This window comes from Candidatus Omnitrophota bacterium (assembly GCA_028699255.1).
Lineage (GTDB): Bacteria > Omnitrophota > Gorgyraeia > 2-01-FULL-45-10 > 2-01-FULL-45-10 > FEN-1322.
Map to the genome: position 1 here is coordinate 76,192 of JAQVUX010000004.1, position 22,013 is coordinate 98,204.

The 22,013-nt window shown below is 47.8% G+C and carries 23 protein-coding genes; 16 read left to right on the plus strand and 7 right to left on the minus strand.

The features are described from left to right. From PHS46_04430 to PHS46_04480, 11 genes are all read left to right on the plus strand, one after another. A complete protein-coding gene (locus tag PHS46_04430; GenBank protein MDD3905765.1) occupies nt 1–381 on the plus strand; it encodes an EamA family transporter in 381 nt (126 codons plus the stop codon). A 21-nt stretch (nt 382–402) separates the two neighbouring features. Beyond that, nucleotides 403–1,848, plus strand: a complete 1,446-nt coding sequence (locus PHS46_04435) for a HAMP domain-containing sensor histidine kinase (GenBank protein MDD3905766.1) — start codon at nt 403–405, stop codon at nt 1,846–1,848. Nucleotides 1,849–1,860: 12 nt separating this feature from the next. Continuing rightward, on the plus strand, nt 1,861–2,754 hold the full coding sequence (locus PHS46_04440) for an alpha/beta fold hydrolase (protein MDD3905767.1): 894 nt from the start codon (nt 1,861–1,863) through the stop codon (nt 2,752–2,754). Next, nucleotides 2,705–4,057: an MFS transporter gene (locus PHS46_04445; protein ID MDD3905768.1), complete on the plus strand. Its 1,353-nt coding sequence runs from the start codon at nt 2,705–2,707 to the stop codon at nt 4,055–4,057. Before PHS46_04440 ends, PHS46_04445 begins: the two co-directional genes overlap by 50 nt. Nucleotides 4,058–4,112: 55 nt before the next feature. Then, on the plus strand, nt 4,113–5,885 hold the full coding sequence (dnaX, locus tag PHS46_04450; GenBank protein MDD3905769.1) for a DNA polymerase III subunit gamma/tau: 1,773 nt from the start codon (nt 4,113–4,115) through the stop codon (nt 5,883–5,885). After that, nucleotides 5,882–6,481: a recombination mediator RecR gene (gene recR, locus PHS46_04455; protein ID MDD3905770.1), complete on the plus strand. Its 600-nt coding sequence runs from the start codon at nt 5,882–5,884 to the stop codon at nt 6,479–6,481. The genes dnaX and recR overlap by 4 nt, the downstream gene beginning before the upstream one ends. A 99-nt stretch (nt 6,482–6,580) precedes the next feature. Then, the gene (locus PHS46_04460; GenBank protein ID MDD3905771.1) at nt 6,581–7,378 is read left to right on the plus strand and encodes a hypothetical protein; all 798 of its coding nucleotides are present in this window, start codon (nt 6,581–6,583) and stop codon (nt 7,376–7,378) included. Nucleotides 7,379–7,406: 28 nt separating this feature from the next. Further along, nucleotides 7,407–7,985, plus strand: a complete 579-nt coding sequence (locus tag PHS46_04465) for a 2-oxoacid:acceptor oxidoreductase family protein (protein ID MDD3905772.1) — start codon at nt 7,407–7,409, stop codon at nt 7,983–7,985. Nucleotides 7,986–8,070: 85 nt separating this feature from the next. Beyond that, nucleotides 8,071–8,382, plus strand: a complete 312-nt coding sequence (locus PHS46_04470) for a 4Fe-4S binding protein (GenBank protein MDD3905773.1) — start codon at nt 8,071–8,073, stop codon at nt 8,380–8,382. A gap of 1 nt (nt 8,383) precedes the next feature. Continuing rightward, nucleotides 8,384–9,562 carry a pyruvate ferredoxin oxidoreductase gene (gene porA / locus PHS46_04475; protein MDD3905774.1) on the plus strand — a complete coding sequence of 393 codons (1,179 nt, stop codon included), beginning with the start codon at nt 8,384–8,386 and terminating at the stop codon, nt 9,560–9,562. Then, nucleotides 9,559–10,485: a thiamine pyrophosphate-dependent enzyme gene (locus PHS46_04480; GenBank protein ID MDD3905775.1), complete on the plus strand. Its 927-nt coding sequence runs from the start codon at nt 9,559–9,561 to the stop codon at nt 10,483–10,485. Before porA ends, PHS46_04480 begins: the two co-directional genes overlap by 4 nt. Here the strand turns inward: PHS46_04480 and PHS46_04485 are convergent. Further along, on the minus strand, nt 10,482–11,177 hold the full coding sequence (locus PHS46_04485) for a vitamin B12 dependent-methionine synthase activation domain-containing protein (GenBank protein MDD3905776.1): 696 nt from the start codon (nt 11,175–11,177) through the stop codon (nt 10,482–10,484). The two genes, PHS46_04480 and PHS46_04485, sit on opposite strands and share 4 nt — an antisense overlap. Here PHS46_04485 and PHS46_04490 point away from each other — a divergent pair. Further along, a complete protein-coding gene (locus PHS46_04490; GenBank protein ID MDD3905777.1) occupies nt 11,176–12,981 on the plus strand; it encodes a CHASE2 domain-containing protein in 1,806 nt (601 codons plus the stop codon). The two genes, PHS46_04485 and PHS46_04490, sit on opposite strands and share 2 nt — an antisense overlap. A 4-nt stretch (nt 12,982–12,985) precedes the next feature. Here PHS46_04490 and PHS46_04495 read toward each other — a convergent pair whose 3' ends face one another. The 5 genes from PHS46_04495 to PHS46_04515 all read right to left on the minus strand — a co-directional run bounded on the left by PHS46_04495 (nt 12,986) and on the right by PHS46_04515 (nt 17,540). Further along, nucleotides 12,986–14,359 (minus strand): carbohydrate porin, encoded by a 1,374-nt coding sequence (locus PHS46_04495; protein MDD3905778.1) that lies wholly within the window; start codon nt 14,357–14,359, stop codon nt 12,986–12,988. Then, nucleotides 14,356–15,762, minus strand: a complete 1,407-nt coding sequence (locus PHS46_04500) for a sugar porter family MFS transporter (protein ID MDD3905779.1) — start codon at nt 15,760–15,762, stop codon at nt 14,356–14,358. Before PHS46_04500 ends, PHS46_04495 begins: the two co-directional genes overlap by 4 nt. 60 nt (nt 15,763–15,822) lie before the next feature. Then, entirely contained in the window at nt 15,823–16,206 is a 384-nt protein-coding gene (locus PHS46_04505; GenBank protein ID MDD3905780.1) for a PilZ domain-containing protein, read from the minus strand. A gap of 16 nt (nt 16,207–16,222) precedes the next feature. Beyond that, nucleotides 16,223–16,540: a hypothetical protein gene (locus PHS46_04510; GenBank protein ID MDD3905781.1), complete on the minus strand. Its 318-nt coding sequence runs from the start codon at nt 16,538–16,540 to the stop codon at nt 16,223–16,225. 67 nt (nt 16,541–16,607) lie between these two features. Next, entirely contained in the window at nt 16,608–17,540 is a 933-nt protein-coding gene (locus PHS46_04515) for a M20/M25/M40 family metallo-hydrolase (GenBank protein MDD3905782.1), read from the minus strand. A 688-nt stretch (nt 17,541–18,228) separates the two neighbouring features. Between PHS46_04515 and PHS46_04520 the strand changes: the two genes are divergently transcribed. Beyond that, on the plus strand, nt 18,229–19,086 hold the full coding sequence (locus PHS46_04520) for a hypothetical protein (GenBank protein ID MDD3905783.1): 858 nt from the start codon (nt 18,229–18,231) through the stop codon (nt 19,084–19,086). A gap of 168 nt (nt 19,087–19,254) precedes the next feature. On the opposite strand, the gene PHS46_04525 is transcribed toward PHS46_04520, so the two are convergent. After that, nucleotides 19,255–19,725, minus strand: a complete 471-nt coding sequence (locus PHS46_04525) for a transposase (protein MDD3905784.1) — start codon at nt 19,723–19,725, stop codon at nt 19,255–19,257. Between the two features lie 186 nt (nt 19,726–19,911). Here PHS46_04525 and PHS46_04530 point away from each other — a divergent pair, with 186 nt between their 5' ends. From PHS46_04530 to PHS46_04540, 3 genes are read left to right on the plus strand one after another with little or no spacing between them, the layout of a single operon-like run. Beyond that, nucleotides 19,912–20,259: a nucleotide pyrophosphohydrolase gene (locus PHS46_04530; GenBank protein MDD3905785.1), complete on the plus strand. Its 348-nt coding sequence runs from the start codon at nt 19,912–19,914 to the stop codon at nt 20,257–20,259. After that, nucleotides 20,256–21,428, plus strand: coding sequence for a 16S rRNA (cytosine(1402)-N(4))-methyltransferase RsmH (gene rsmH / locus PHS46_04535; protein MDD3905786.1), 1,173 nt, complete (start codon nt 20,256–20,258; stop codon nt 21,426–21,428). The genes PHS46_04530 and rsmH overlap by 4 nt, the downstream gene beginning before the upstream one ends. After that, nucleotides 21,403–21,987 carry a flavodoxin family protein gene (locus PHS46_04540; protein MDD3905787.1) on the plus strand — a complete coding sequence of 195 codons (585 nt, stop codon included), beginning with the start codon at nt 21,403–21,405 and terminating at the stop codon, nt 21,985–21,987. The genes rsmH and PHS46_04540 overlap by 26 nt, the downstream gene beginning before the upstream one ends. Nucleotides 21,988–22,013: the final 26 nt, after the last annotated feature.

A 22,013-nucleotide genomic window follows, 5' to 3' on the forward strand; every position in this document is an offset into this window, starting at 1 on the left:
ATGCCGACAGCGCTTAAGGTCATCCTGCTTATATTGTTATCGGAGATATGGAACACCGCCGGCCAGATACTCTTCAAAAAGAGCACCAATTCCGTAGATGTCGGTAAGATCCACGGCTTATCGGGGCACGTCAGTTATATCAAAGGACTGCTTACCAAGAAAGCGATATGGGTCGGATTTTTCTTCCAGATCCTGTGTGTAGCTACATGGATCGTGGCGCTGGCCCAGGCGGATTTGAGTTTCGTATTCCCGATCGGCAGTATCCAATATATATTTATATTATTCGGCGCGCATTATTTTCTGGGTGAGAAGATCGACAAGATGAAATTTATCGGGACGCTTCTCGTAGTCGCGGGGATAGTTCTAATCGCAGTGAGTTAATTTGCAGTCAAGGGAGAAAAGATGTTCTTCAAATCCATAAGATTCAAAATATTACTATGGTATATGCTATTATTGACGGTAACTCTCCTCCTGTTCTCCGTCGCGCTTTATGGCGCTTTTAATAAAATACTCATAGGGCACCTCGAAGATCTTTTGAGTTCCAGGGTAGAGGGCGTATCGTCCGCTTTGCATACTTATATGCATACCAGAGAACCCGGCTCCAACATTCCGTCTTTAACTGATATAGGCCGTGACTGGGTGGAAGAGAAACGCAAAGACCCTGAGCTCATGAAGGTGTATGTGCAGATAATGGACGCGGATGGCGAAAGGATTGTTGCCGCTAAGGCGATGCCGTTCATTGCTCCGCTCGACAAGGAGTGCATTAATGATATCCGCGCCGGCGAAGACAGTTTTGACAAGCTGAGCGGTGTCGTTGCCAACGGACGGAAGGCAAGGTTCCTGGCTTACACGCGGCCGGTTATCGAAGACGGTAAGGTTATATACATGGTGCAGGCGGCGGCTCCGGTAGACCTTGTATCACTGGCGATGAACAACCTGATACTTACACTTTTACTTCTTTTGCCGCTCACGGTATTTTTGGCCGGCATCCCGGGGGTTCTCCTCGCGGGGTTGACGCTTCGCCCTGTCAATAAGATGATAGATACGCTGAGACAGATAACCGCGGAAAATCTCAAACTCAAGATACATATCCCTGATACCAAAGATGAAGTTAAAAGGCTCGCCGATACATTTAATGACATGATAGAGCGCCTCGACAGGTCTTTCTCGTCCCAGCAGAGTTTTATTCAGGATATATCCTATGAACTTAAAGAACCTTTGAAATCCATGAAGGAAGAGTTTGAGGGGGCTTTAAACAGCGCGCATTCAAAAGAGGCCCAGGAGGCCGTAATGCGTAAATCTCTCGCGGAGCTTGGTAAATTTTCCATGATAATCGATGATTTGCTCGCCCTGGCGAAATTCGACAACAGCAGGATGCCTCTCGAAATAAAGAAGATAAATCTGACGAGGCTTCTCGAAGAGGTTACGCGAGGCATGAAACCGCTTGCCGAAGGTAAAGACATCGCGTTGTCGTCATTCCTGAATGAGCAAATAGCGATCGATGGTGATGAGTTTCAGCTTAAAAGATTATTCGACAATATTATCGATAATGCCGTGAAATATACTTTGCGAAAAGGCAGTATAACCGTGTCGGCGCACAGGGACGGGAAGTTCGCCAGAGTCGTCGTGAGCGATACCGGCATAGGTATGCCGGACGACGAGTTAGGATATATATTTGACAGATTCTACCAGATAAACAAGTCGCGTAGCGGCAAGAACGGTTTCGGCCTGGGCTTGAGCATAGCTAAATCGATCATAGAGTCGCATAAAGGGAGGATATCGGCGGAGAGCCAAATTGGCAAAGGATCCATCCTTACCGTATGGCTACCCATATCTTATCCCGGATAAGAACGTAAAAATATGTCAGTACTTTTTTCCCTCGATCCAAGGAATTTTAAAAAGCATAAGCCTGTCGGCGCTTTATCTAAAGACAAAGGTTTATATTTCCCCGGCGACAATGGTAGTGCCGTTATCCTGATACACGGCCTTACAGGCACACCAAACGAAATGAAGTATCTCGCCACCTACCTGAATAAACGCGGCTATACCGTCATATGCCCGAAGCTCGCCAATCATGGTGAGTCGATGTGGGTACTCAAGAATACGAGCTGGCAGGATATTTACGAATCTTTGCGTGAGGTGCTCACGACCGGTGAGGCCGCAAGGTTCAACGGGCCGATATTTACATCCGGTCTTTCGATGGGCGCTCTGTATGCGCTTTTACTCGCGGATGAGTTTAAAGACAGGGTGCGTGGCGCGAGCTGTCTGGCGCCCACGCTTTTTTATGATGGATGGAATACGCCGCTATCCAATCTGTTTTTTCCGCTTGCGTACACTCCGGTACGCTATATCGCGTATTTCAAAGAATCGCCGCCATACGGCATAAAGAACGAAATAATACAACAGCGCATACATAAATACTATGCCACGGCGCGGCTTGACGACCTGGAGGGCGCCGAACAGTACGGCTATCCGTTTTTCCCGGTAACGCTACTTCATCAGCTACAGCTTATGGTTCGGCACGTCAAAAAGAGGTTACCTGAAATGGAGTTTCCCGTACAGTTAATACAGGCCAAAGATGACGATGTGGCGAGTGTCAAGAATTCAAAGTTTATTTACGACCGGGTGCGCTCGGAAATGAAAGAGATGATTCTTCTTTATAATTCCTACCACGTTATCACCGCCGACCAGGAGAGGGAGACGGTTGCCGAGAAAGTGGCCGAATTTTTCTACCGCGTCAGGATGTCCGCTTAAAATGTTCAAAGAGATATTTCACACTATGCGTTACAGGAACTTCCGGCTGTTTTTTATCGGCCAGGGCATATCGCTCGTCGGTACATGGATGGAGGCGATCGCGATGAGCTGGCTCGTCTACAGGCTGACGAACTCGCCGTTCCTCCTCGGCGTGGTCGGATTCTCGAGTCAGATACCGACATTTGTATTAACCCCGTTCGCGGGGTTCATTGCCGACAGGGTCGATAAACACAAGATACTTATCGTGACTCAAGCTTTATCCATGATACAGGCTTTCGTCCTGGCGTTGCTTACGCTGACCGGCACGATAGCCATATGGCACATAATAGCGCTCGGCGTATGCTTAGGACTGATAAACTCGTTCGACATCCCTACGCGGCAGGCATTCTTGGTGGAGATGGTCGAGAAGAAAGAGAATCTGGCCAACGCGATAGCTCTCAACTCGCTCATGTTCAACGCGGCGCGTCTTATCGGCCCGGTGGTGGCGGGCGTCCTTATCGCGGCCGCCGGCGAAGGTACATGCTTTCTCCTGAACGCCGTCAGCTTTATAGCGGTTCTCGCGTCTCTATTAGCGATGAGGCTGAAAAAGCGGACGCATGAACACGAAAAGAAAGATCTCTTCAAGGGTATTAAAGAAGGTTTTATGTATACATTTGGTTTTCCGCCGATCAGATTTATTATATTGCTTCTCGGCGTAATAAGCATGATGGGCACATCCTATGTCGTATTGATGCCCGTATTCGCGAAAGATATTTTAAAAGGCGGGCCGGGAACCTTCGGCATGCTCATGGCGGCCGTGGGTGTCGGCGCGCTTTTCGCGACGGCTTATCTCGCGTCGCGTAAAAGCATCGTAGGATTGGGAAAACTGATACCGATAGCCGCATCCATCTTTGCCGTCAGTCTTATAGCGTTGTCGTTCTCGCGGACGTTGTGGCTTTCATGTATCTTTATGGCCATATCGGGTTTCGGATTTATGACCCACATGGCCGCGAGCAACACCATATTGCAGACGGTGTCAGACGACGATAAACGCGGCCGCGTGATGAGTTTCTACGCTATGGCGTTCATGGGCATGACGCCGATAGGCAGTCTTTTGTCCGGGGCGCTTGCGAATAAGATAGGTGTTGGCGCCACACTCATTATAGGCGGCACCTGCTGTATCATCGCCTCCGGCGTATTCGCGTCGAAACTGCCGATTATAAGGAAGATGATACATCCTATATACAGGAAGATAGGCATAATCCCCGAGGTCGCCTCCGGCATGGGCGCCGCAACCCGCCTGACCGTCCCGCCGGAAGATTAGTTTGAAAAATTCGCGCTTGAAATGGCCGTGGGAGTATGCTATTTTATAAAGTGTTATGACTTACATCGCATTCGCAAGGAAATACCGACCGCAGGTCTTCGACGATATAATCGGACAATCGCACGTAACGACCACACTTAAGAACGCCATATCCCAGGATAGAGTCGCGCACGCGTACCTTTTCGCGGGCCCGCGCGGCGTCGGCAAAACTACCGCGGCGAGGATACTCGCCAAGGCCTTAAACTGCGAGAAGGGGCCTTCGCCTAAGCCGTGCAACGCCTGCTCCTCCTGTAAAGACATTACCCAGGGTTCATCGCTCGATATACTCGAGATCGACGGCGCTTCCAACAGAGGCATCGACGAGATACGGAACCTGCGCGACAACGTTAAATTCGCGCCTACTCGCGGAAGATTTAAGGTCTATATAATAGATGAAGTCCACATGCTCACGCCCGAAGCGTTCAACGCTTTATTGAAGACGCTCGAAGAGCCGCCGAAGCACGTAAAGTTCATATTTGCCACCACCCAGGCGCACAAAGTCCCGGCCACGATACTCTCCAGATGTCAGAGGTTCGATTTCCGCCGTCTTGCCGCGAAGGACATAGCGGAGAGTTTAAAAGCTATAGTCAAAGAGGAAGGTGTGCGCATCGACGACGAAGCTTTGGCTCTGATAGCCAAATATTCCGACGGCGGGATGAGGGATGCCCAGGTAATGCTCGACCAGATGTCTTCGTTTACAAAAGGAAAAGTCGGCATAAAAGACGTAACGAAAATACTGGGCGTGGTAGAGGACGAGGCTCTTTTTTCTCTCTCGGAGGCTTTGAAGGATAAAGATGCGGCCAAGGCACTGGGAATACTCGACACCCTGGTCAATGAAGGTAAAGATGTCATACAAGTTTCGCTCGGGCTCATCGAGCACTTCCGTAATATGGCGATAACCAGGATAGCGCCGCAGGCGGATAATCTCATAGAAGCCGGCCCGGATAAGATAGAGCGTTACCGCGCCGCCGCCCAAGCTTTTACAATCGAAGACATCCTTTATATTGTGTATACTTTATCCAATGCCATAGATCTTATAAAAAAATCGACACTCGCCAGGGCGCCGCTCGAAGCGGCGCTCATAAAGCTTACGTTAAATCATTCCATGGTACCGATCAGCGATATAATAAAGAGGGTGGAGGATTTGGAAAAAAACACCCCTCCGGCGCTTAAGACTCCGTCGCAAACTTCAGCTACGGTAGAAAATAGCGGCGGCGCGCCCCTAAAGATGCGCTCAGATGCGGCCAAGACAGGTGTGAATAATCCATCGGATAAGCCGTCGGCTAAGTTATCGGATAAATCAATAAATAAGTCACCGGTTGCTACGTTGCAAGCGGATGAGCCGGACAATCTGCCGCGCTCTCCCGGGCTTGAGGAAGTTCTCTCTTCCTGGGCGGCGATCATTAATTACATCACCCCAAAAAAGATATCGGTCGCGTCGTATCTGCAGGAAGGTTCTCCATCCGCTATAGAAGGCAAAAAGCTTTCGATAGAGTTTCCTAAAGAACTGCAATTCCACAAAGAGATGCTTGAAACTCAGGAGAACAAGGCGATTATTGAAGCCGCGATAAAGTCGGTTCTCGGCAAAGAGCTAAGCGTCGTGTTAGCGCTCTCGGAGGCGGCAAAGCCGCCGCGGCGCCGGTCGGCGCCATCGGGGATGGGCGGGGAAGACGGGTTCGATGACAGTGGTGCGGCGGAGAAGGAAGTCGACCCGATATTCAAGACGGCGATGGAGATATTCGGCGGCGACGTATCCGGTGAATCTTCGGACGGGAAAAAGGTAAAATGACAGATTTCCCCGCGTCGATGAAGTTTCTGATCGAAGAGTTCGCGAAGATGCCGGGCATAGGGTCGAAGACCGCGCAAAGACTCGCTTTTTACATCCTCAGATGCACAAAAGACGAAGCCGAATCACTCTCGGGCGCAATCCGCAAGGTTAAAGAATCGATCCGCTTCTGCAGGATCTGTAATAACTTAAGCGATGAAGATACCTGTGAAATATGCAAAAGCCCTTCCAGAAACAAGACGCTCTTATGCGTAGTGGAAGAGCCAAAAGATATAATGACGATCGAGAAGGCCGGGAATTTTAACGGGCTCTATCATGTGCTCTTAGGATCATTGTCACCTTTAGACGGGATAGGCCCGGCCGAACTTAAGATAAAAGAATTGACGGACAGGGTAAGGAAAGAGAAGCTTAAAGAGATAATAATAGCTACCGATTTTAACACCGAGGGCGAGGCGACAGCGTTATACCTTTTGCGTGTGCTTAAAGGCTCCGGGGTAAAACTCACGAGAGTAGCTTACGGCATACCTGTGGGCGGCGGGCTCGAGTACGCGGACCAGGCGACGATAGCGAAGGCGTTCGAGGGCCGGCGGGAACTTTGAGTTTTTTTCGATATGCTTGACAACTTTTCGTTTATCTGATATATTCATATGCGCTTATTCTTATGTTTAGTGAAGGAACAATAAATCGGAGGATATCATATGGCAGGAGTATTTGAGGCGATTAAGAAAGGTTTTGGTATTGCCACAAAAGGCCTCGGCCTTGTATCGATTCTGATAGTGTTCAATATTATAGGAAACTTGTTAAGCATACCATTCGCGATAGACCCGGCTCAGACGCCTACTGCCGAGCAGACGACGGCGGCTATAATATTCGCGGTGATATTCATATTAATAAGCATATTTGTACAGGGTGGAGCGTTAGCCCTTGTCAGGGATTATATAAAGGAAGGCAAGATGAAACTTGCCTCTTTTGCTTCTTATGGAGCGAAGTATTATCTGAAGCTTCTGGGGTTGGGCGTATTGATAGTGCTGATAATCGCTGTAGTCGCGATCATCGCGGCGCTTTTAATAGCGGTAACGGCTCCTCTTAATAATATTATTATCTCTTCCATAGCTATAGCGATTGCCATAGCTATAGGCGTAGTCGCGGCCCTGCTTTATTTTATACCTTTGGCCTTATCGCCTTACGCACTTATGTGTGAAGATTTAGGAATAATAGCCTCGATGAAGAGGGGCCTGGCGGTGGCCAGGAAACCATTCGTCAGAGTATTCATGCTGGTAATTCTATTCTTAGCGATGTTTCTCATATCTCTGGGCATAGGATTGGTGTTTGGTTTTATTGTAGGCATGATCAGCGCTCTGATACCGGCGATGGCCGCGAAGATATTGATGGCCGTTGTTACGAGCATCATCAACGGTTACTTAGGCGTTGTAATGATGGGCGGTTTTATGGTGTACTATCTCGGTTTAGTAGCTAAGACGGAAAAAACTATTTAACAAGCAACATTAGGTATCGACGGAAAAAATGAAAGATCTTACAGAAATTCGCTGGCATGGAAGGGGCGGCCAGGGGGCAAAGACGGCCGCTCTTTTATTTGCGGACGCCGCTCTCGCGCAAGGGATGTACATACAGGCATTTCCGGAGTATGGCCCGGAACGCATGGGTGCCCCGGTTACCGCTTTTAACCGCCTTTCATCCAAGCCTATACTACTTCATTCCGGTGTTACTGAACCTGCAATAGTTATCGTGCTCGATCCCACTCTTATAGAAACGGTCGATGTAGCCGAAGGCATCCCCGAAAACGGCGTACTTCTTATAAATACCGAAAAAGCGCCATCAGATATCAGGAAACTCTTTAAAATGCCGGCATCCATAAAGGTGTTTACGGTCGATGCGTCGACGATATCAAAAGAGACGATAGGCAGGGAGATACCGAATACTCCGATGTTGGGCGCTCTTATAAAGGCGACCGGGATACTCGATTTCAAAGAGATGTTCGAAGATACGAAGAAAAAACTCGAGAAGAAGTTTAAATCGAAGCCGGAGGTTATCGAAGGTAATCTTAAGGCGATCGAGCGTGCATACAACGAAGTAAAAAGTTAATTGGAGCGGAGATAACCGCGTAGGTTATCTCCGAGACAACACATGCTAACCTACGCGGTTAGTCATGATACGGGGTAGGATTCAAATGAAAGAGAAAGAGACAAAACCGGGTTGGAAAGAGTTGCCGGCAGGTGGCCTTATAATAGGCGGTGGCACCGCGCGAGATTTCAAGACGGGTGACTGGCGTTCGAATCGCCCGGTACTTATACCTGAAAAATGCATCAGCTGTCTTACCTGCTGGATGTATTGTCCGGATTCCGCCGTTATAGTTAAAGACGGCAAGGTGGTCGGGTTCGATTATGACCATTGCAAGGGGTGCGGCATATGCGAACATGAGTGTCCGGTAAAAGGTAAGGCGATAAAGATGATTTCCGAAAAAGAAGCGAAGAATAAATAATATGGCAAAGACAAATATAGTTGCAAAAACCGGAAATGAGGCGATGGCGGATGCTATGCGCCAGATAAACCCCGACGTAGTCGCGGCTTACCCGATAACCCCGGCCACCGAAATAGTCCAGATATTCTCCGGATACGTCGCGGACGGTTTGGTGAAGACTGAGTTTGTGCCGGTCGAGAGCGAACACTCGGCGATGTCGGCCTGCATAGGCGCCAGCGCCGCAGGCGGCAGGGCAATGACGGGTACTTCGAGCCAGGGACTCGCTCTCATGGCCGAGATGTTGTACGTAGCCTCGGGCTTAAGGCTTCCTATAGTGCTGGCGGACGTCAACCGAGCGCTTTCGAGCCCGATAAATATACACTGCGATCATTCCGACACCATGATGCTCAAAGAGTCCGGCTGGATACAGATATTTTCAGAGAATGCCCAGGAAGGTTATGACAACATGATCCAGGCTGTCAGGATAGCCGAAAAGGCGCGCCTGCCGGTGATAGTTACGACCGACGGGTTTATCATAAGCCACGGCATGGAGCGCATCGAAATACTTTCCGACGAGGATGTGAAGAATTTCGTAGGCGAATACAAACCGGAACAATACCTTCTGAATAGCGCCGCCCCGATTACTATCGGCGCGCTGGATCTGCCGGATTATTATTTTGAACACAGGCGGCAGGCGGCTGAGGCGATGAAGGAAGCGAAATCTATAATACTGGATATAAGCAAAGAGTACGGCCAGAAGTTCGGCCGTTCCTACGGTTTATTCGAAGAATATAAGCTTAGCGACGCGGAGCTCGTCATCGTAGCTATGGGCTCGACTGCGGGTACGACGAAAGTTGTCGTCGATGAGTTGAGGGCGTCCGGTGTGAAGGCCGGGCTTCTGAAGCCGCGGGTATTCAGGCCGTTCCCCAAAGATGAGATAGCCTCTGCTTTAAAAGGCGCTAAAGCGATAGCCGTGCTGGACAGGTCGGATTCGATGAATGGCAACGAAGGCCCGGTCTGCCTTGAAGTGAAAGCGGCTTTATATGACAAAGGGCTTGCTAAGCCGGTTGTGGATTACATCTTTGGCCTCGGCGGCAGGGAAATCAGGCTTCAGGACGTAGAGATGGTATATAATGATCTTGCCTCGATGTTAAAAGGTAAAACGTTCGATAAAGTTAACTATATGGGTGTCAGAGAATAATGGCTAATTTAAAAGAACTCGCGAAGCAGAAAGAATTATTTACAGGCGGCCACCGCGCATGCGCGGGTTGCGGCACCGTTATGATAGCAAGACAGGTACTGATGGCGTCGGGCCCCGACACCGTAGTTGTAAGCGCGACCGGCTGTCTGGAAGTAGTATCGACGATATTTCCTTTTACGGCGTGGAACGTTCCATTTCTTCACAGCGCTTTTGAAAACTCCGGCGCTACGGTAAGCGGCGTTGAGGCGTTGTATAAATCATGGGTACGGCAGGGCAAAATAAATAAGAAGATTAATTTCATAGCGTTTGGCGGCGACGGCGGCACATACGACATAGGATTGCAATCATTATCCGGAGCCATGGAACGCGGGCACAACATCCTTTATGTTTGCTACAATAACGAAGCCTACATGAATACCGGTGTTCAGCGTTCAGGCGCGACTCCGAAAGGGGCCGATACGTCTACGGCGCCGGTAGGTAAAGTGAAGAAGGGGAAGGAACAATACAGAAAAGATCTCACGGCGATAATGGTCGCCCACGGTATTCCGTACGCCGCCCAGTCAATAGCGGGTAACTGGCGCGATCTTACCTCAAAGGTGGAGAAAGCTCTCGCGATCGAAGGGCCAAAGTTTATCAATGTCTTCCAGCCGTGCAGGCTTGGATGGGCGTATCCTCCGGAGCTTACATGCGAAATGGGCCGTCTTGCCGCGGATACATGCACATGGCCTTTATACGAAGTTGTAAATGGCCAGTACAAGATTACATACAAACCCAAAGAGAAGAAACCTATTGCAGAGTGGATGAAGTTACAGGGACGTTTCAGACATCTTTTGAAGCCGGAGAATAAAGCTTTACTCGACGAATTGCAGAATAAGACCGACAAGAACTGGGAAGCGCTTCTTAAAAAAGAAGCCGCAATTTAGCTCTTCCTGCGGTAATCGCAAGTCCTCATACTACACACCTCACACGGTGATTTTACCTTCGAGAATAATTCCTTCGGGCCCGCGCCGACTACCGCGGATATCGATTTCTTCGGGGTCATCATACAACTTTCGGTGAGCGTAATGCCTATTGCGGAGAAATCTATAATTTTAGAGAGTTTAAACTGTTCCTCGATCGGCCAGTCGCAATAGCCTGGGCTGAATCGCATAGAAACGCTTAAGCCCTCAGAGGCCAGCTTATTTCTTAGGTTATCTTCCATGTTTTTTGCCATCGATTCGACCGCGAAAGATCCTATCCTGTCCAAAAAATACCCCAGCAGATGATCATCCTTAGTCATGTATCGGCTGGCGGTGTCTTCGACGCTTTTTCCGATAGTTACCGCGAACGCATATATGCAGGAAGACCCCTTTAGATGGGCGGAGAGCTCTTTGCTCGATAGCATTATGCCGCCATCTATGGTGAGTGAGGAAGCGCAGGATGTTAAAATCGGTTTTTTTATAAAAGTTACCGCAGGCACAGCCTTTAACCTGGCTATCGCGAGCGCTTCTTTCAGGTGTTTCAATACCGATTCGCGCGTATCGCCCGCGTTAATTTTTCCGAGGCGCTCTCGCTCCGATACGTGTTTTTCGACCCACTCCCAGTCGATGGTTATATTTTCAGCCTTAATTTTCATGCCTGCATTATACCACAAACTTGTAAAAGAGTTCCTTTATGATATACTTGTAAATATGTTTACCGCAAAATACAACTACAGTATTAGATGGGTGATGGCGCTTGCCGTTTCTGCGACGGTAATTCTTCTTTATCAGTTCGATATTTTCGAGCGCCTGGAACTTCTTACTCTGGATTATCGTTTCAAACTTAAAGCTCCGTCGGCACAAGCTTCCGACATAGTATTTATCGACATGGCCGAGGATAGCATCCATTCGATAGGCAGGTGGCCGTGGCCCAGGAGCTGGCACGCCACGCTTATAACAGCGCTCAGTGAATATAAGCCCAGGGCCATAGTCTTTGACGTGCTTTTTTCCGAGCCGCAGGATGCTTTGGACGATTCCGCTATGGCAGAAGCGATGCGGCAGGCGCAGTGCGTTTATCTACCCGTACTTTTCGACTTTAATATAAAAAACGCGCCGCATTTTTACGATGACGGTGGCGTAGGCGCGTCCTCGGCCATCGAACCGATTCCGCAGTTGAAAAAATACGCTAAAGGCGAAGGGCACATAAATGCCATGCCGGACATAGACGGTGTTTTAAGAAGAGTGCCGCCGGTTATAATGTCCGACGGGAAACCGGTATATCAGCTGGGGCTTAAGGCCGGGCTCGACCTTCTGGGCGTGAACGAACGCGGCGGCGTATCGTTCGATCCCGTACGGCACAAGATGTCGGTGTGGCTGGCGGATAACACTTCGATGAAGATACCGCTCGACGACAAAAATCAGTTTATTATAAACTGGAAGGCGAAATGGGGCAGAGAGTTTAAGCATTTTTCATATATAGATGTCATAAAGGCGTATGCTATCGTGAAAAAAGGCGGAACAAAGCCTGCAATCGATCTTAATGAGTTTAGAGGGAAGATATGCGTAATAGGATTGACGGCCGCCGGCCTTACCGATATAAAACCTGTGCCGATGGAGAACGCGTATCCTGCCGTAGGCGTGAACGCGACCATGATAAGTAATGTGTTGAATAAAAACTTTATTCACGGCCTCCCTAAGCCTTACAACATGCTCATTATACTGCTCGTATCCGTGCTCGTAACGATGTATCTTTTCAGCCTCCGTCTTATGGGAGGCATAGCCCTGGCGGCCCTGGGCATTGTCTGCTATATGGCGCTTTCGGTACTGCTATTTAATTTTTTCAATATCCTGATAACGGTATTTTATCCTGTTCTGGCCATAGCGTTATCTTATGCCGTCATATCGCTGTATGCCCAGATCGTTCAGGCCGCGGAGCGCGCGAATCTGTTCCGGCAGGCGACCCACGATGGGCTGACGGGGCTCTACAATATCCGGCATTTCAACCTTCTTCTCGAAGCCGAACTTAAAAACGTTTCTGTTTATAAAACAAGGCGGCTCGCGATAATTATGGCGGATATTGATAATTTTAAACATATCAACGACACCTACGGCCACCGTTCAGGCGATGTAATGCTGAGGGAGTTCGCGAAGACGATACAGTCGAAGTGTCGTCGCAACGATATTGTGGCAAGATACGGAGGAGAGGAATTCATAATAATGCTTACCGGCGCCGGCGAGAAGGAAGCGTTTGAGGTAGCTGAAAAGATACGCGAGGCCGTACAGGATAGGAAGATAAAATTTAAAAATAAAGTGCTCAGTACAACTATGAGCCTGGGCGCGGCCGAATTTTCGGGCGAACGCGACAGGGAAGATCTCATCGAAAAAGCCGACAGCGCTCTTTATAAAGCTAAGAGCGAAGGCAAAAACCGCGTATATCTATATTCCGCAATAAGTCGATAGGACTTTAAAAGGTCAATCCGAACCTTGTGCCCACCACGACAGCGTTATCGATATTATGCCCACCGCTGGGATTTACGATATACTGCATATCCGGTTGTAGGAACATCCAGGGTGTTATCATGAGTTTATATGAGAAGTCGAAGGCGAGTTCATAACTTTGTATCGGCGTTGTCGAGCCGTTGACTTCCTGATTATCGCGCTCGTAATGCGCCAGGTCGCTCGAATACTTTCCATACGAGAATCCTATAGCCATCACGTCATGTTTTCGCGTCGGGACGGAGCCTTTCCATACGAACCCGCCGTCGATAAAGAATGGGAACTTATTTATACTGTCGGGCGCCAGCGTAACCACCACAAACGGCGTAATGCCTTCATTGCACTTTGTCCCGGGCTTCCGGTATATCATCTGGTCCGCGTGGAAATATAATCCGTAATTACCTATATGCTTTTTTGCCGGCAATCCCGTTATCGCGGCGGAAGAACCGTTGACATCCGAATAGTAGTCCCGGAATGTGCCGCCGTGATAATAAAAACCTGCCTTGTAACGGCCGGGAAGCGTATTGAGTTTATATCCCGTATCTGTGCTATTCGCATTGGGAGCGTAAGCGAGCTCCTGGGCGAAGATTATTCCCTGCTTTAAGCGCATCGAAAAGTCGAGTCCGCATGCCTCCATGCGCCCGACCCTTGGATCGCCGTTATAAAGTCCGCTGATAGTGTATACGTCTTTAGCTATATCGCATTTTGCGCGCACTCCCCATACCGCGGTAGGATAAGTGGGGAAGAATACGTTTATAGGCACCGCGATTGGGTTTCCGTCGATGGCGTTGGTAACGAAGTTCCAGTAGATGTCGGAGGCGGCGAAATCATCTCCTGCCGCGATGCGGCCGGCGCGAATATTTAGCTTCTTATCGAGAAATGTTTTTTCGATGTACAGCCCGTAGAGCCTGAACTGCTGACTGCCGTAGATACTGCTCGCTACGAAGGCGTTACCGATGAGCGTGGAGGAGAGGTTCTGCCCGGTGCGCCACAAACCGGATATATGAAACTGCGTGCCTATCATGCCGACCGCTTTTTCAAGGTCGAAGTTAATATCCCAACCCGTTGAACTGTTCCATCTGGCGCCCTGATGCATTCCGCCGGAGACGTTTCCGAGGGTATCGGCCACGAAGCTTGATTCGAAGGTTACGCCTTTTGCCGCGATCTCCGACCTGGCGCCACCCCATTTGCCGGTCATCGGCGGGATCTTTGAGCTCGGGCATATGTCGGAGGCGTCGTAAAAATATTTATCGGCGGTTATCGCATCATCATCATCATCCGCGGAAGCATACGGCGCCCCCGCGAATAGAAATACGAAAAGAAGGATAATCGCCTTTTTCATTTCGCGCCCTCCTTCGAGCCGAGCATGCCGAAACGCTTACCCGAGCGCAGATAGGCTTCTATATTTTCGAGCGTGTGCCCTTTTGTTTCCGGGACGAAGAAGTAACAGAATATTATGCCTATTATACACACCGCGCCGTAGAACCAGAAGGCGCCTGCCTTGCCGAGCTTATCCGTGAGCGTAAGGAATGTGGCGGCGACGACCATATTGCATCCCCAGTTTGCGACGGTGGCCAGGCTCATCGCCCTGCCGCGTATTTTCAGCGGGTATATCTCCGCGATTATGAGCCAGAATATAGGCCCGAGCGATATAGCGAATGAGGCGATGTACCCCACGACACTTAACACGGTCAGCATTTTAAGGGAGCTGGCAAGCTCAGGTGTGTGAAACGCGAATCCGAGTATGCCGAGCGATATCGCCATACCCGTCATTCCTATATAAAGAAGCGGTTTTCTGCCCAGCCGGTCCAGGAACCATATCGCTACAAGCGTCATTAAAACGTTTACTGTTCCGACGCCAACAGTGGCTAATATCGAAACCTTGTGTGAGGCGAATCCTGCGAATTCGAATATCGTCGGGGCATAATATATTATCGTGTTTATGCCCGTTACCTGCTGAAAGAAAGCTAAGGCGATGCCGACAACGAGGGCAGGCCTCATCCACGGCTCGAAAAGTTCCTTCCAGCCGCTCTCCTTGACGCCGAGCGAATTGCGGATGTCGGTTATCTCTTTGTCGACTTCCTGGACGGGGAAGGTGTGCATCAATATCTTGCGCGCCTCTTCATCACGGTTTTTACTTACGAGCCAGCGCGGACTCTCGGATAGAGCTATCATTCCCACGATAAGTATAAGTGCCGGTATCGCGCCCAAGCCGAACATCCACCGCCATTCATTTTGTCCGGAGGATAGCACGTAATCCACAAGATACGACACTACTATGCCGCAGGTTATCATGAGCTGGTTTAACGATACCAAGGCGCCCCTTGCCTGCGGGGGCGATATTTCGGAGATGTAGAGAGGGGCTGTGTATGACGCGACGCCGATAGCTATGCCTATGATGAGACGGAATCCGATGATCATTGCGACGTTTAAAGCGAGCGAGGCGCCTATGGCGCCGACCGCGAAGAGGATGGCAGTTACAATAATTACTTTTTTCCGTCCGTAACGATCCGCCAGGGCGCCCGATAATGCCGCGCCGATGACCGCGCCCAAAAGGACAGCGCTGACGACGCTTTCTACCGCGTGTGAAGCCAGAGAGAACTGATCCTTTATGAAGAGTATCGCGCCTGAGATGACGCCGGTGTCGTATCCGAAGAGAAGTCCGGCGAGCGCGGCTATGGCCGCGGTAAGATATATGAATGCTTTGGCATGACTTTCGAACGAGGGCACATTCTTTTGTTCCATGACACCTCCTATTTTATTCAGTCATAGTGCTGGCTAAGTGCCGAAGCCTCCGGCCTCGGCCTATTTTATAAGCGTAGTTACCTCCTGAGGAAGATTTTCCGACTTTTTTATAAACGCCACTCCTATATCGTAAGACCCATTATCGTTGTCCTCTATCCTTACCACTTTTCCCAAAAGCCGATTATCGACTATGAGAGCGAGTTCTTCGATCTCTTCGCAAAGCCTCGTCGTCCTATAGTCGACATCGAGGATGATTATACTGGACAGCCTCGGCGGATATACGCTATTGAAGAGCATGCCCGATGCGCTTAAGTTTTTAGTAACGGCGTCGGCCAGGTCGGATACCGAATGGTCTTTTAAAGATATCTCTTTAAAATGCGCCTGTCCGTCATGCCTGTACCGGAAAAATTTTCTTCTATCCGCGCCCGCAAAATTGTCCGACATACCGCCTCCTAAAGATTTATTGGAAAATTACATCCGTAACTATGTTATTGCGGAAGGTTATCTTCATGTATCTGGTTTTCTGCGGCTTCAAGTTTAATAATAAAAACTTGTCGCCCATATTGGTCTTGTAGGTCCATGTTTCCGTGCATACGCCGTTTTCCGACGACGATGTTTCCGAATCCGGGTAACCGAATGTAGTGAAGATATATGTCTTGTTGTAATTTATGTGGGTGAGGGTTTCATTCATGGCGTTCAGCATATTGGATTGCTGTTTAAGTGATTGGGCGCATCCGGTCATCAGGGCAAGGCAGAGTACTATCGAAAATATCCGCATTATTATAATGATCTCCTTTAATATTAAACTACACAAGTATAACACATAAATAGGGTTATGCAAGGGTCTATTTGCTAAGTGTCAATATGATATTGTATGTGCCGTCGATCACTTTTGACATATTCGCGTAATCGAGCGTTTCGGCGCGGTCATTTTTGGAATGCATATAAGGATTGCGGTAGATGCACGTGTCGGTTATCCATATCGACTGGTATCCGAATACCCAGAAAGCGCGATTGTCCGATGTCATGAGGCCGGGGAGTATCGGAGCAGGTATTATAAGGTATTCCGTCGGGATATCTGTCGCTTTTTTAAACTCGCCTACCGCCTCGCGCAGTATGGTGTATGCCGACAGGTCGCCGCTGAAACCTATGAAATTGCCCTTATCCGGATAGAACGGGGCGAGGGGGAGGGGGCGCTCCTGCGAGCCGGGCTTGTCGGAGTAGTAGCCGATCATGTCGATGCATATGACAAGCTCGATGTCGTCGCCTCTTATCCGCGCGTCTTTGGCGTACCGGTAACTGCCCGTGTCCTCATCTTCGGAAACGAACTCGAGCTCTTCATTGGTGAATGCGATAAATTTCACCGTTTTTTCCGGATTCTCGGCGGAGAAACGCCGGGCCAGCTCCAGCACGGCGGCGATGCCGGAGGCATTATCATCCGCGCCGGGCGAATTCCAGTGAGTATCGTAATGGGCGCAGACTATTATGATCTTGTCCTTTTTGCTTCTGCCTTCCTTTGTGGCGATTATATTCTTAAACCGTCTCTCCGGTGAAAAGCCCGCTTCCATGGCGTAGACTTGCTCTTCGGGTTCGTAGCCGTATCGCCGGAATTCATTTTCGATGTAATCTGCCGCGCGTTCGAGATTCCGGTAGTGGAGAGTATTGCGTGGGCCTATGATGGAGGATAAGACGCGGACATGCCGCGCAGTATCGTCTTCGGCATGCGCGTTAAAAACCGCGCACAATATGACAAGAATAGCGAAAAATAATTTTTTCATATACTTATGGAAAATATTACATCATATCCGGCCCTTTGGCAAGGGCGATTCAAAGTATTTGAAAAAACCGCCGCCCTGTGCTACAATTCTTTCAGCTCTTTGAACAATTGTTCCCCTGTAGCTCAGTCGGTAGAGCATCTGGCTGTGCACGAGCGAAGCGCCGAGTGCAAAACTCGGCGTACAGCGCCTAAAGTTAGCAGCCTGCGACGGAAACGTCGCGGTGAAAAGCGAGTAAATTCAGGGAAATCCGTCAATGTATAATTGGCGGGCTATCCTGAGCCAAGCCTCACAATTGTGGGGAAGGTGCAGAGACTAGAGACTCGCTACCTAAGTCCTTTCGTCATTGCGAGGCCCGAAGGGCCGAAGCAATCTCAAGGGATATGGTAATGGTATAGTCCGACTCTCCGGGTAACCGGAGTCAGATCGTAACCAGAGTGTCCGAGGTTCGAGTCCTCGCGGGGGAGCCATATTAGACAGGTAAGCCTTTTGGAATCATTCTAAGAGGCTTACCGTCTATGGATTAACGACTTAGGTGGCAAGCGTGCAGTTCTAAGATGCTGTAGCCCCGACATCCCAAGCACACTTTGCTTGGGATTTTTTATTAGCAGGATGTGCAAAAAATAGGACGTCTTTAGATACATACTCATTTGTAAGTTTTACAGGCACGATAAAGTTATGAAAGAATAAAATGCCATTAGTGACATTATTTATTAGTAGATTGATACTATCAGCAATTCTAATCTATGCATCTATACTTGTATGGACCAAGAACGTAGATTTGATACAATGGGCAAAAACAAAAATAGAATCGGCGTTACCTGTAAATCCCCAGAGTAGCGAAAAACCTTACATTGTTTCGCAATCAATAATAAAAGGCGTGTTACCTGTTTGCACAATTAAAAAAATACCCTATCAAGCTTTTGGGGAAAAGCTTGAGCAGGAAGAAGATGGACTTTATTTCATATTAGAAATATCAACTGAAAATCAGCCGTTAAATTTGAGCCATATCATTTTAAAGGGCGAATTATTTTTAAGTGGTAACGAAGGATTGTGGCTAAAAGGGGTGGCTGGCAAGACATTATACCAAATTAACAATCAAATAAGCGAAAAACGTCCTTACTATGCAATAAAATGGGTGACATCATCTCCAATCCCAAATAAATTTGATAAAAATGAAAGCACGCTTGCGCTCTTCGTTCTTAAGGAGCAGGATACTGAGCAAGGCAGAAGCTTCTTAAGTGATAGCGATGATCATCTTAAAAATTATGTAGGATACAAAACACTAGGACAAGCACCTAAACTGGAAAGCACACATCCAAATATACAGGAATTTTTAGAAAAAAAGATAGATGGTAATAAAACGTATTTTTCAAATATCCGGAAAGATTTTTTGAATGGGAATATTAAATGGTATCTAAAAATTGGGGAGAAAGAAATTTTAATCCCAAACGGAAAAATTAAACCTATAAAATTTCAACCTCTTGGTCAGGAAGATGACATTTTAAAAGTATCTTTGGAAAGCATTTATTATCGGAAATCGTATTAAAAAGTTTACGCAATAAAGCTAAATTAGGTGCAGTATTTAGTAAGTCCAAAATAATATATTTAATTAAAATTTCATACTACTCCAACAGTTTCTCTGCCTCACTCGTATACAAAAACCCTAAGACTTAAGGTTAAGGGGACGGTTCTGGCGGCAATCCCAGACCTGTCCCTAAAAGAACAGCTCGTCCAGCAACTTATCCTTTTTTCCTAGGATTCTTGCCTTGTAGCTACTCCAACCGTAATCTTCAGGTCTTAATACGATATTTGCTCTTACGGGATTATATTCTACGTAGCTTATGCAATTGATAAGGTATTTATCTTTCTGGATCACATGGCTTTTGTACCTATCCTGCCAAAAATGACCCACGCTCTTATATTTATACCTGAAGTATTGAGCATAGGAAAGATTTATGCCGTGCATAGCCTTGCTTAAGAAAGAGGACTCCATAACCATATGCACATGGTTATTCATCAGGCACCAACCGTATAACTTAAACTTATACCTATCCTTGTACTTGAGTAGAAACTTATAATATGCTCTACAGTCGTTCTCATCCTTAAATATGGCCTGTTTCTGATTGCCCCTTGTTATTACATGATAACATACGTTATCCAATATGAGCCTTGCCTGTCTGGGCATACACACCACCTCCTACTATATAGACGGTCAAAACGCGATTTTGTTGCAAATTATTTTAAAAAAGATTATGTAGAGGACAAGTTTGAAATTGTAAAGGGGACGGCTCTGAGATACAATATGGGACAGGTCTGGGATGTCGACCGGAACCGTCCCTTATTACATACTTATTACATAGAGGAGATAGTTATGAGTGAAATAAAAGAAATTACAGGGAAAATAATACAATTTAGGGATGAGCGTGACTGGATGCAATTTCATGACCCAAAGAATATGGCCGTTTCGATAATACTCGAAGCTTCTGAGCTTTTAGAGCATTTCCAGTGGAAGACGAAGGAAGAGGTTGAGAAATATGTTATGCAAAATAAGTCGGAAATCAAAGACGAAATTGCCGATATCGCGTTATACCTTTTTGAATTAGCCGATAATCTCGGGATCAGTTTGAATAGCGCTATGGAGGAAAAACTTAAAAAGAATGCGACGAAATATCCGGTAGAAAAAGCTAAAGGCAAACATACAAAGTATAATAAATTATGAACATTTCTTTAGGAGCGGATGGAACTCCCAAAAGAAAACGGCGCGTGCGTTATAAGGGCAGGAATCCCCGGCGTTTTGACGAAAAATATAAGGAACTCAATCCGGTAAAATACGCGGATGATATCGAGAAGATCGTAAAGAGCGGTAAAACTCCAGCCGGAACGCATCGGCCTATCTGTGTTAAAGAGATCCTGGAAGCCCTTGATCCTAAGCCCGGGCAAACCGGCTTAGACGGCACTTTAGGGTTCGGCGGCCACACAACGGAACTCCTTCGATGCATTATGCCCGCCGGGCGCCTTTTTGCTATAGATGCCGATCCGATCGAGTTAAAGCGTACCGCTACGCGCCTGCGAGCTCTGGGCTTCACCGACAAAGAACTTATTTTTCGGCAAATCAATTTCGCCGGTATCCCTAAAATGCTTACTGACGCAGGCGGCGGGTTTGATTTTATTTTGGCGGATCTGGGCGTTTCGTCAATGCAATTAGACAATCCCGCCCGGGGGTTTACCTTTAAATGGGAGGGGCCGCTTGATATGAGATTTAATCCCGAACGCGGCCAGCCGGCCTCGGCTTTGATCAAGACAATCTCCGAAAAATCTCTGGAAAAAATACTTTTTATTAACTCCGACGAACCTCATGCGAAAACGATAGCCGCGGCTATCCATAAGAACTGCCATAAAATTAACACAACTAAAGCGCTTGCGGATACCGTAAAAGAAGCGCTGACTACTGTAGCGCATGTAGGTTCCAAGGATGAGATAACCACGTCGATCCGCCGTACATTCCAGGCTTTACGCATTGAAGTTAACGACGAGTTTTCGGCGTTGGAGCAGTTTTTAAGGAATCTACCGATATGCCTTAAGCCCGACGGGCGAGTGGCTATTTTAACCTTTCACTCCGGTGAAGATAACAGGGTGGTTAAGTCTTTCCGGGATGGATTGAGATCGGGCATCTATTCTGAAATTTCCCGCGATCCAATAAGGCCGACGCCTAAGGAATGTTTTGATAACCCGCGTTCCAAGAGTGCAATATTACGCTGGGCTATAAAAAATGGGGACGGTTCTGACGGCAATCCCAGACCTGTCCCTCGTAGCGAGCTAAAAATCACACCAAGTTACCCATCCTATGATATAATTACTTCCGATGAAAAAGAAAATCCTGATCCTTAACGGCAGTCCGAAGAAAAACGGCAACACCGACACGCTTGTTCGATGGTTTGTCGAAGGCGTTTCTTCAAAGGATGCCGAAATCGAAATAATTCACGCCGCGCGCCTTAAATTTAAGGTGGGCGGTTGCACGTCCTGCAGAATATGCCAGAAGATAAAGCGGTTTGAATGCGTCATCAATGATGACGTAAAGGATGTTCTTAAAAAAATGGCGAAGGCGGATATAATCGTCTTCGCGACACCGCTTTATTTTTACGCTTCCAGCGCCCAGCTCAAGCTCATAATAGATCGGATGTTTTCACTTTATAAATGGAATAATAAGACAGATACTTTCGTTTCACCTATGATAGGTAAAACGATGGGCCTTATAGTAAGCGCATACGAGAATATAGGGCTAAAGGTAGCTGAGGGGTCTTTTAAACTTACCGCCGATTATAGCGGTATGCGTTTTAAATCATTTCTGGTGTCAAACGCCGGGGAATCCGGCGAGGTCACGCGAATAAAGAATATACGCGATAGAACCGAAACTTTTGCAAAAGGTTTGTTAAAACTCGCTAAATAGAAAGTTTTATATCCTTCAAAAGGAGG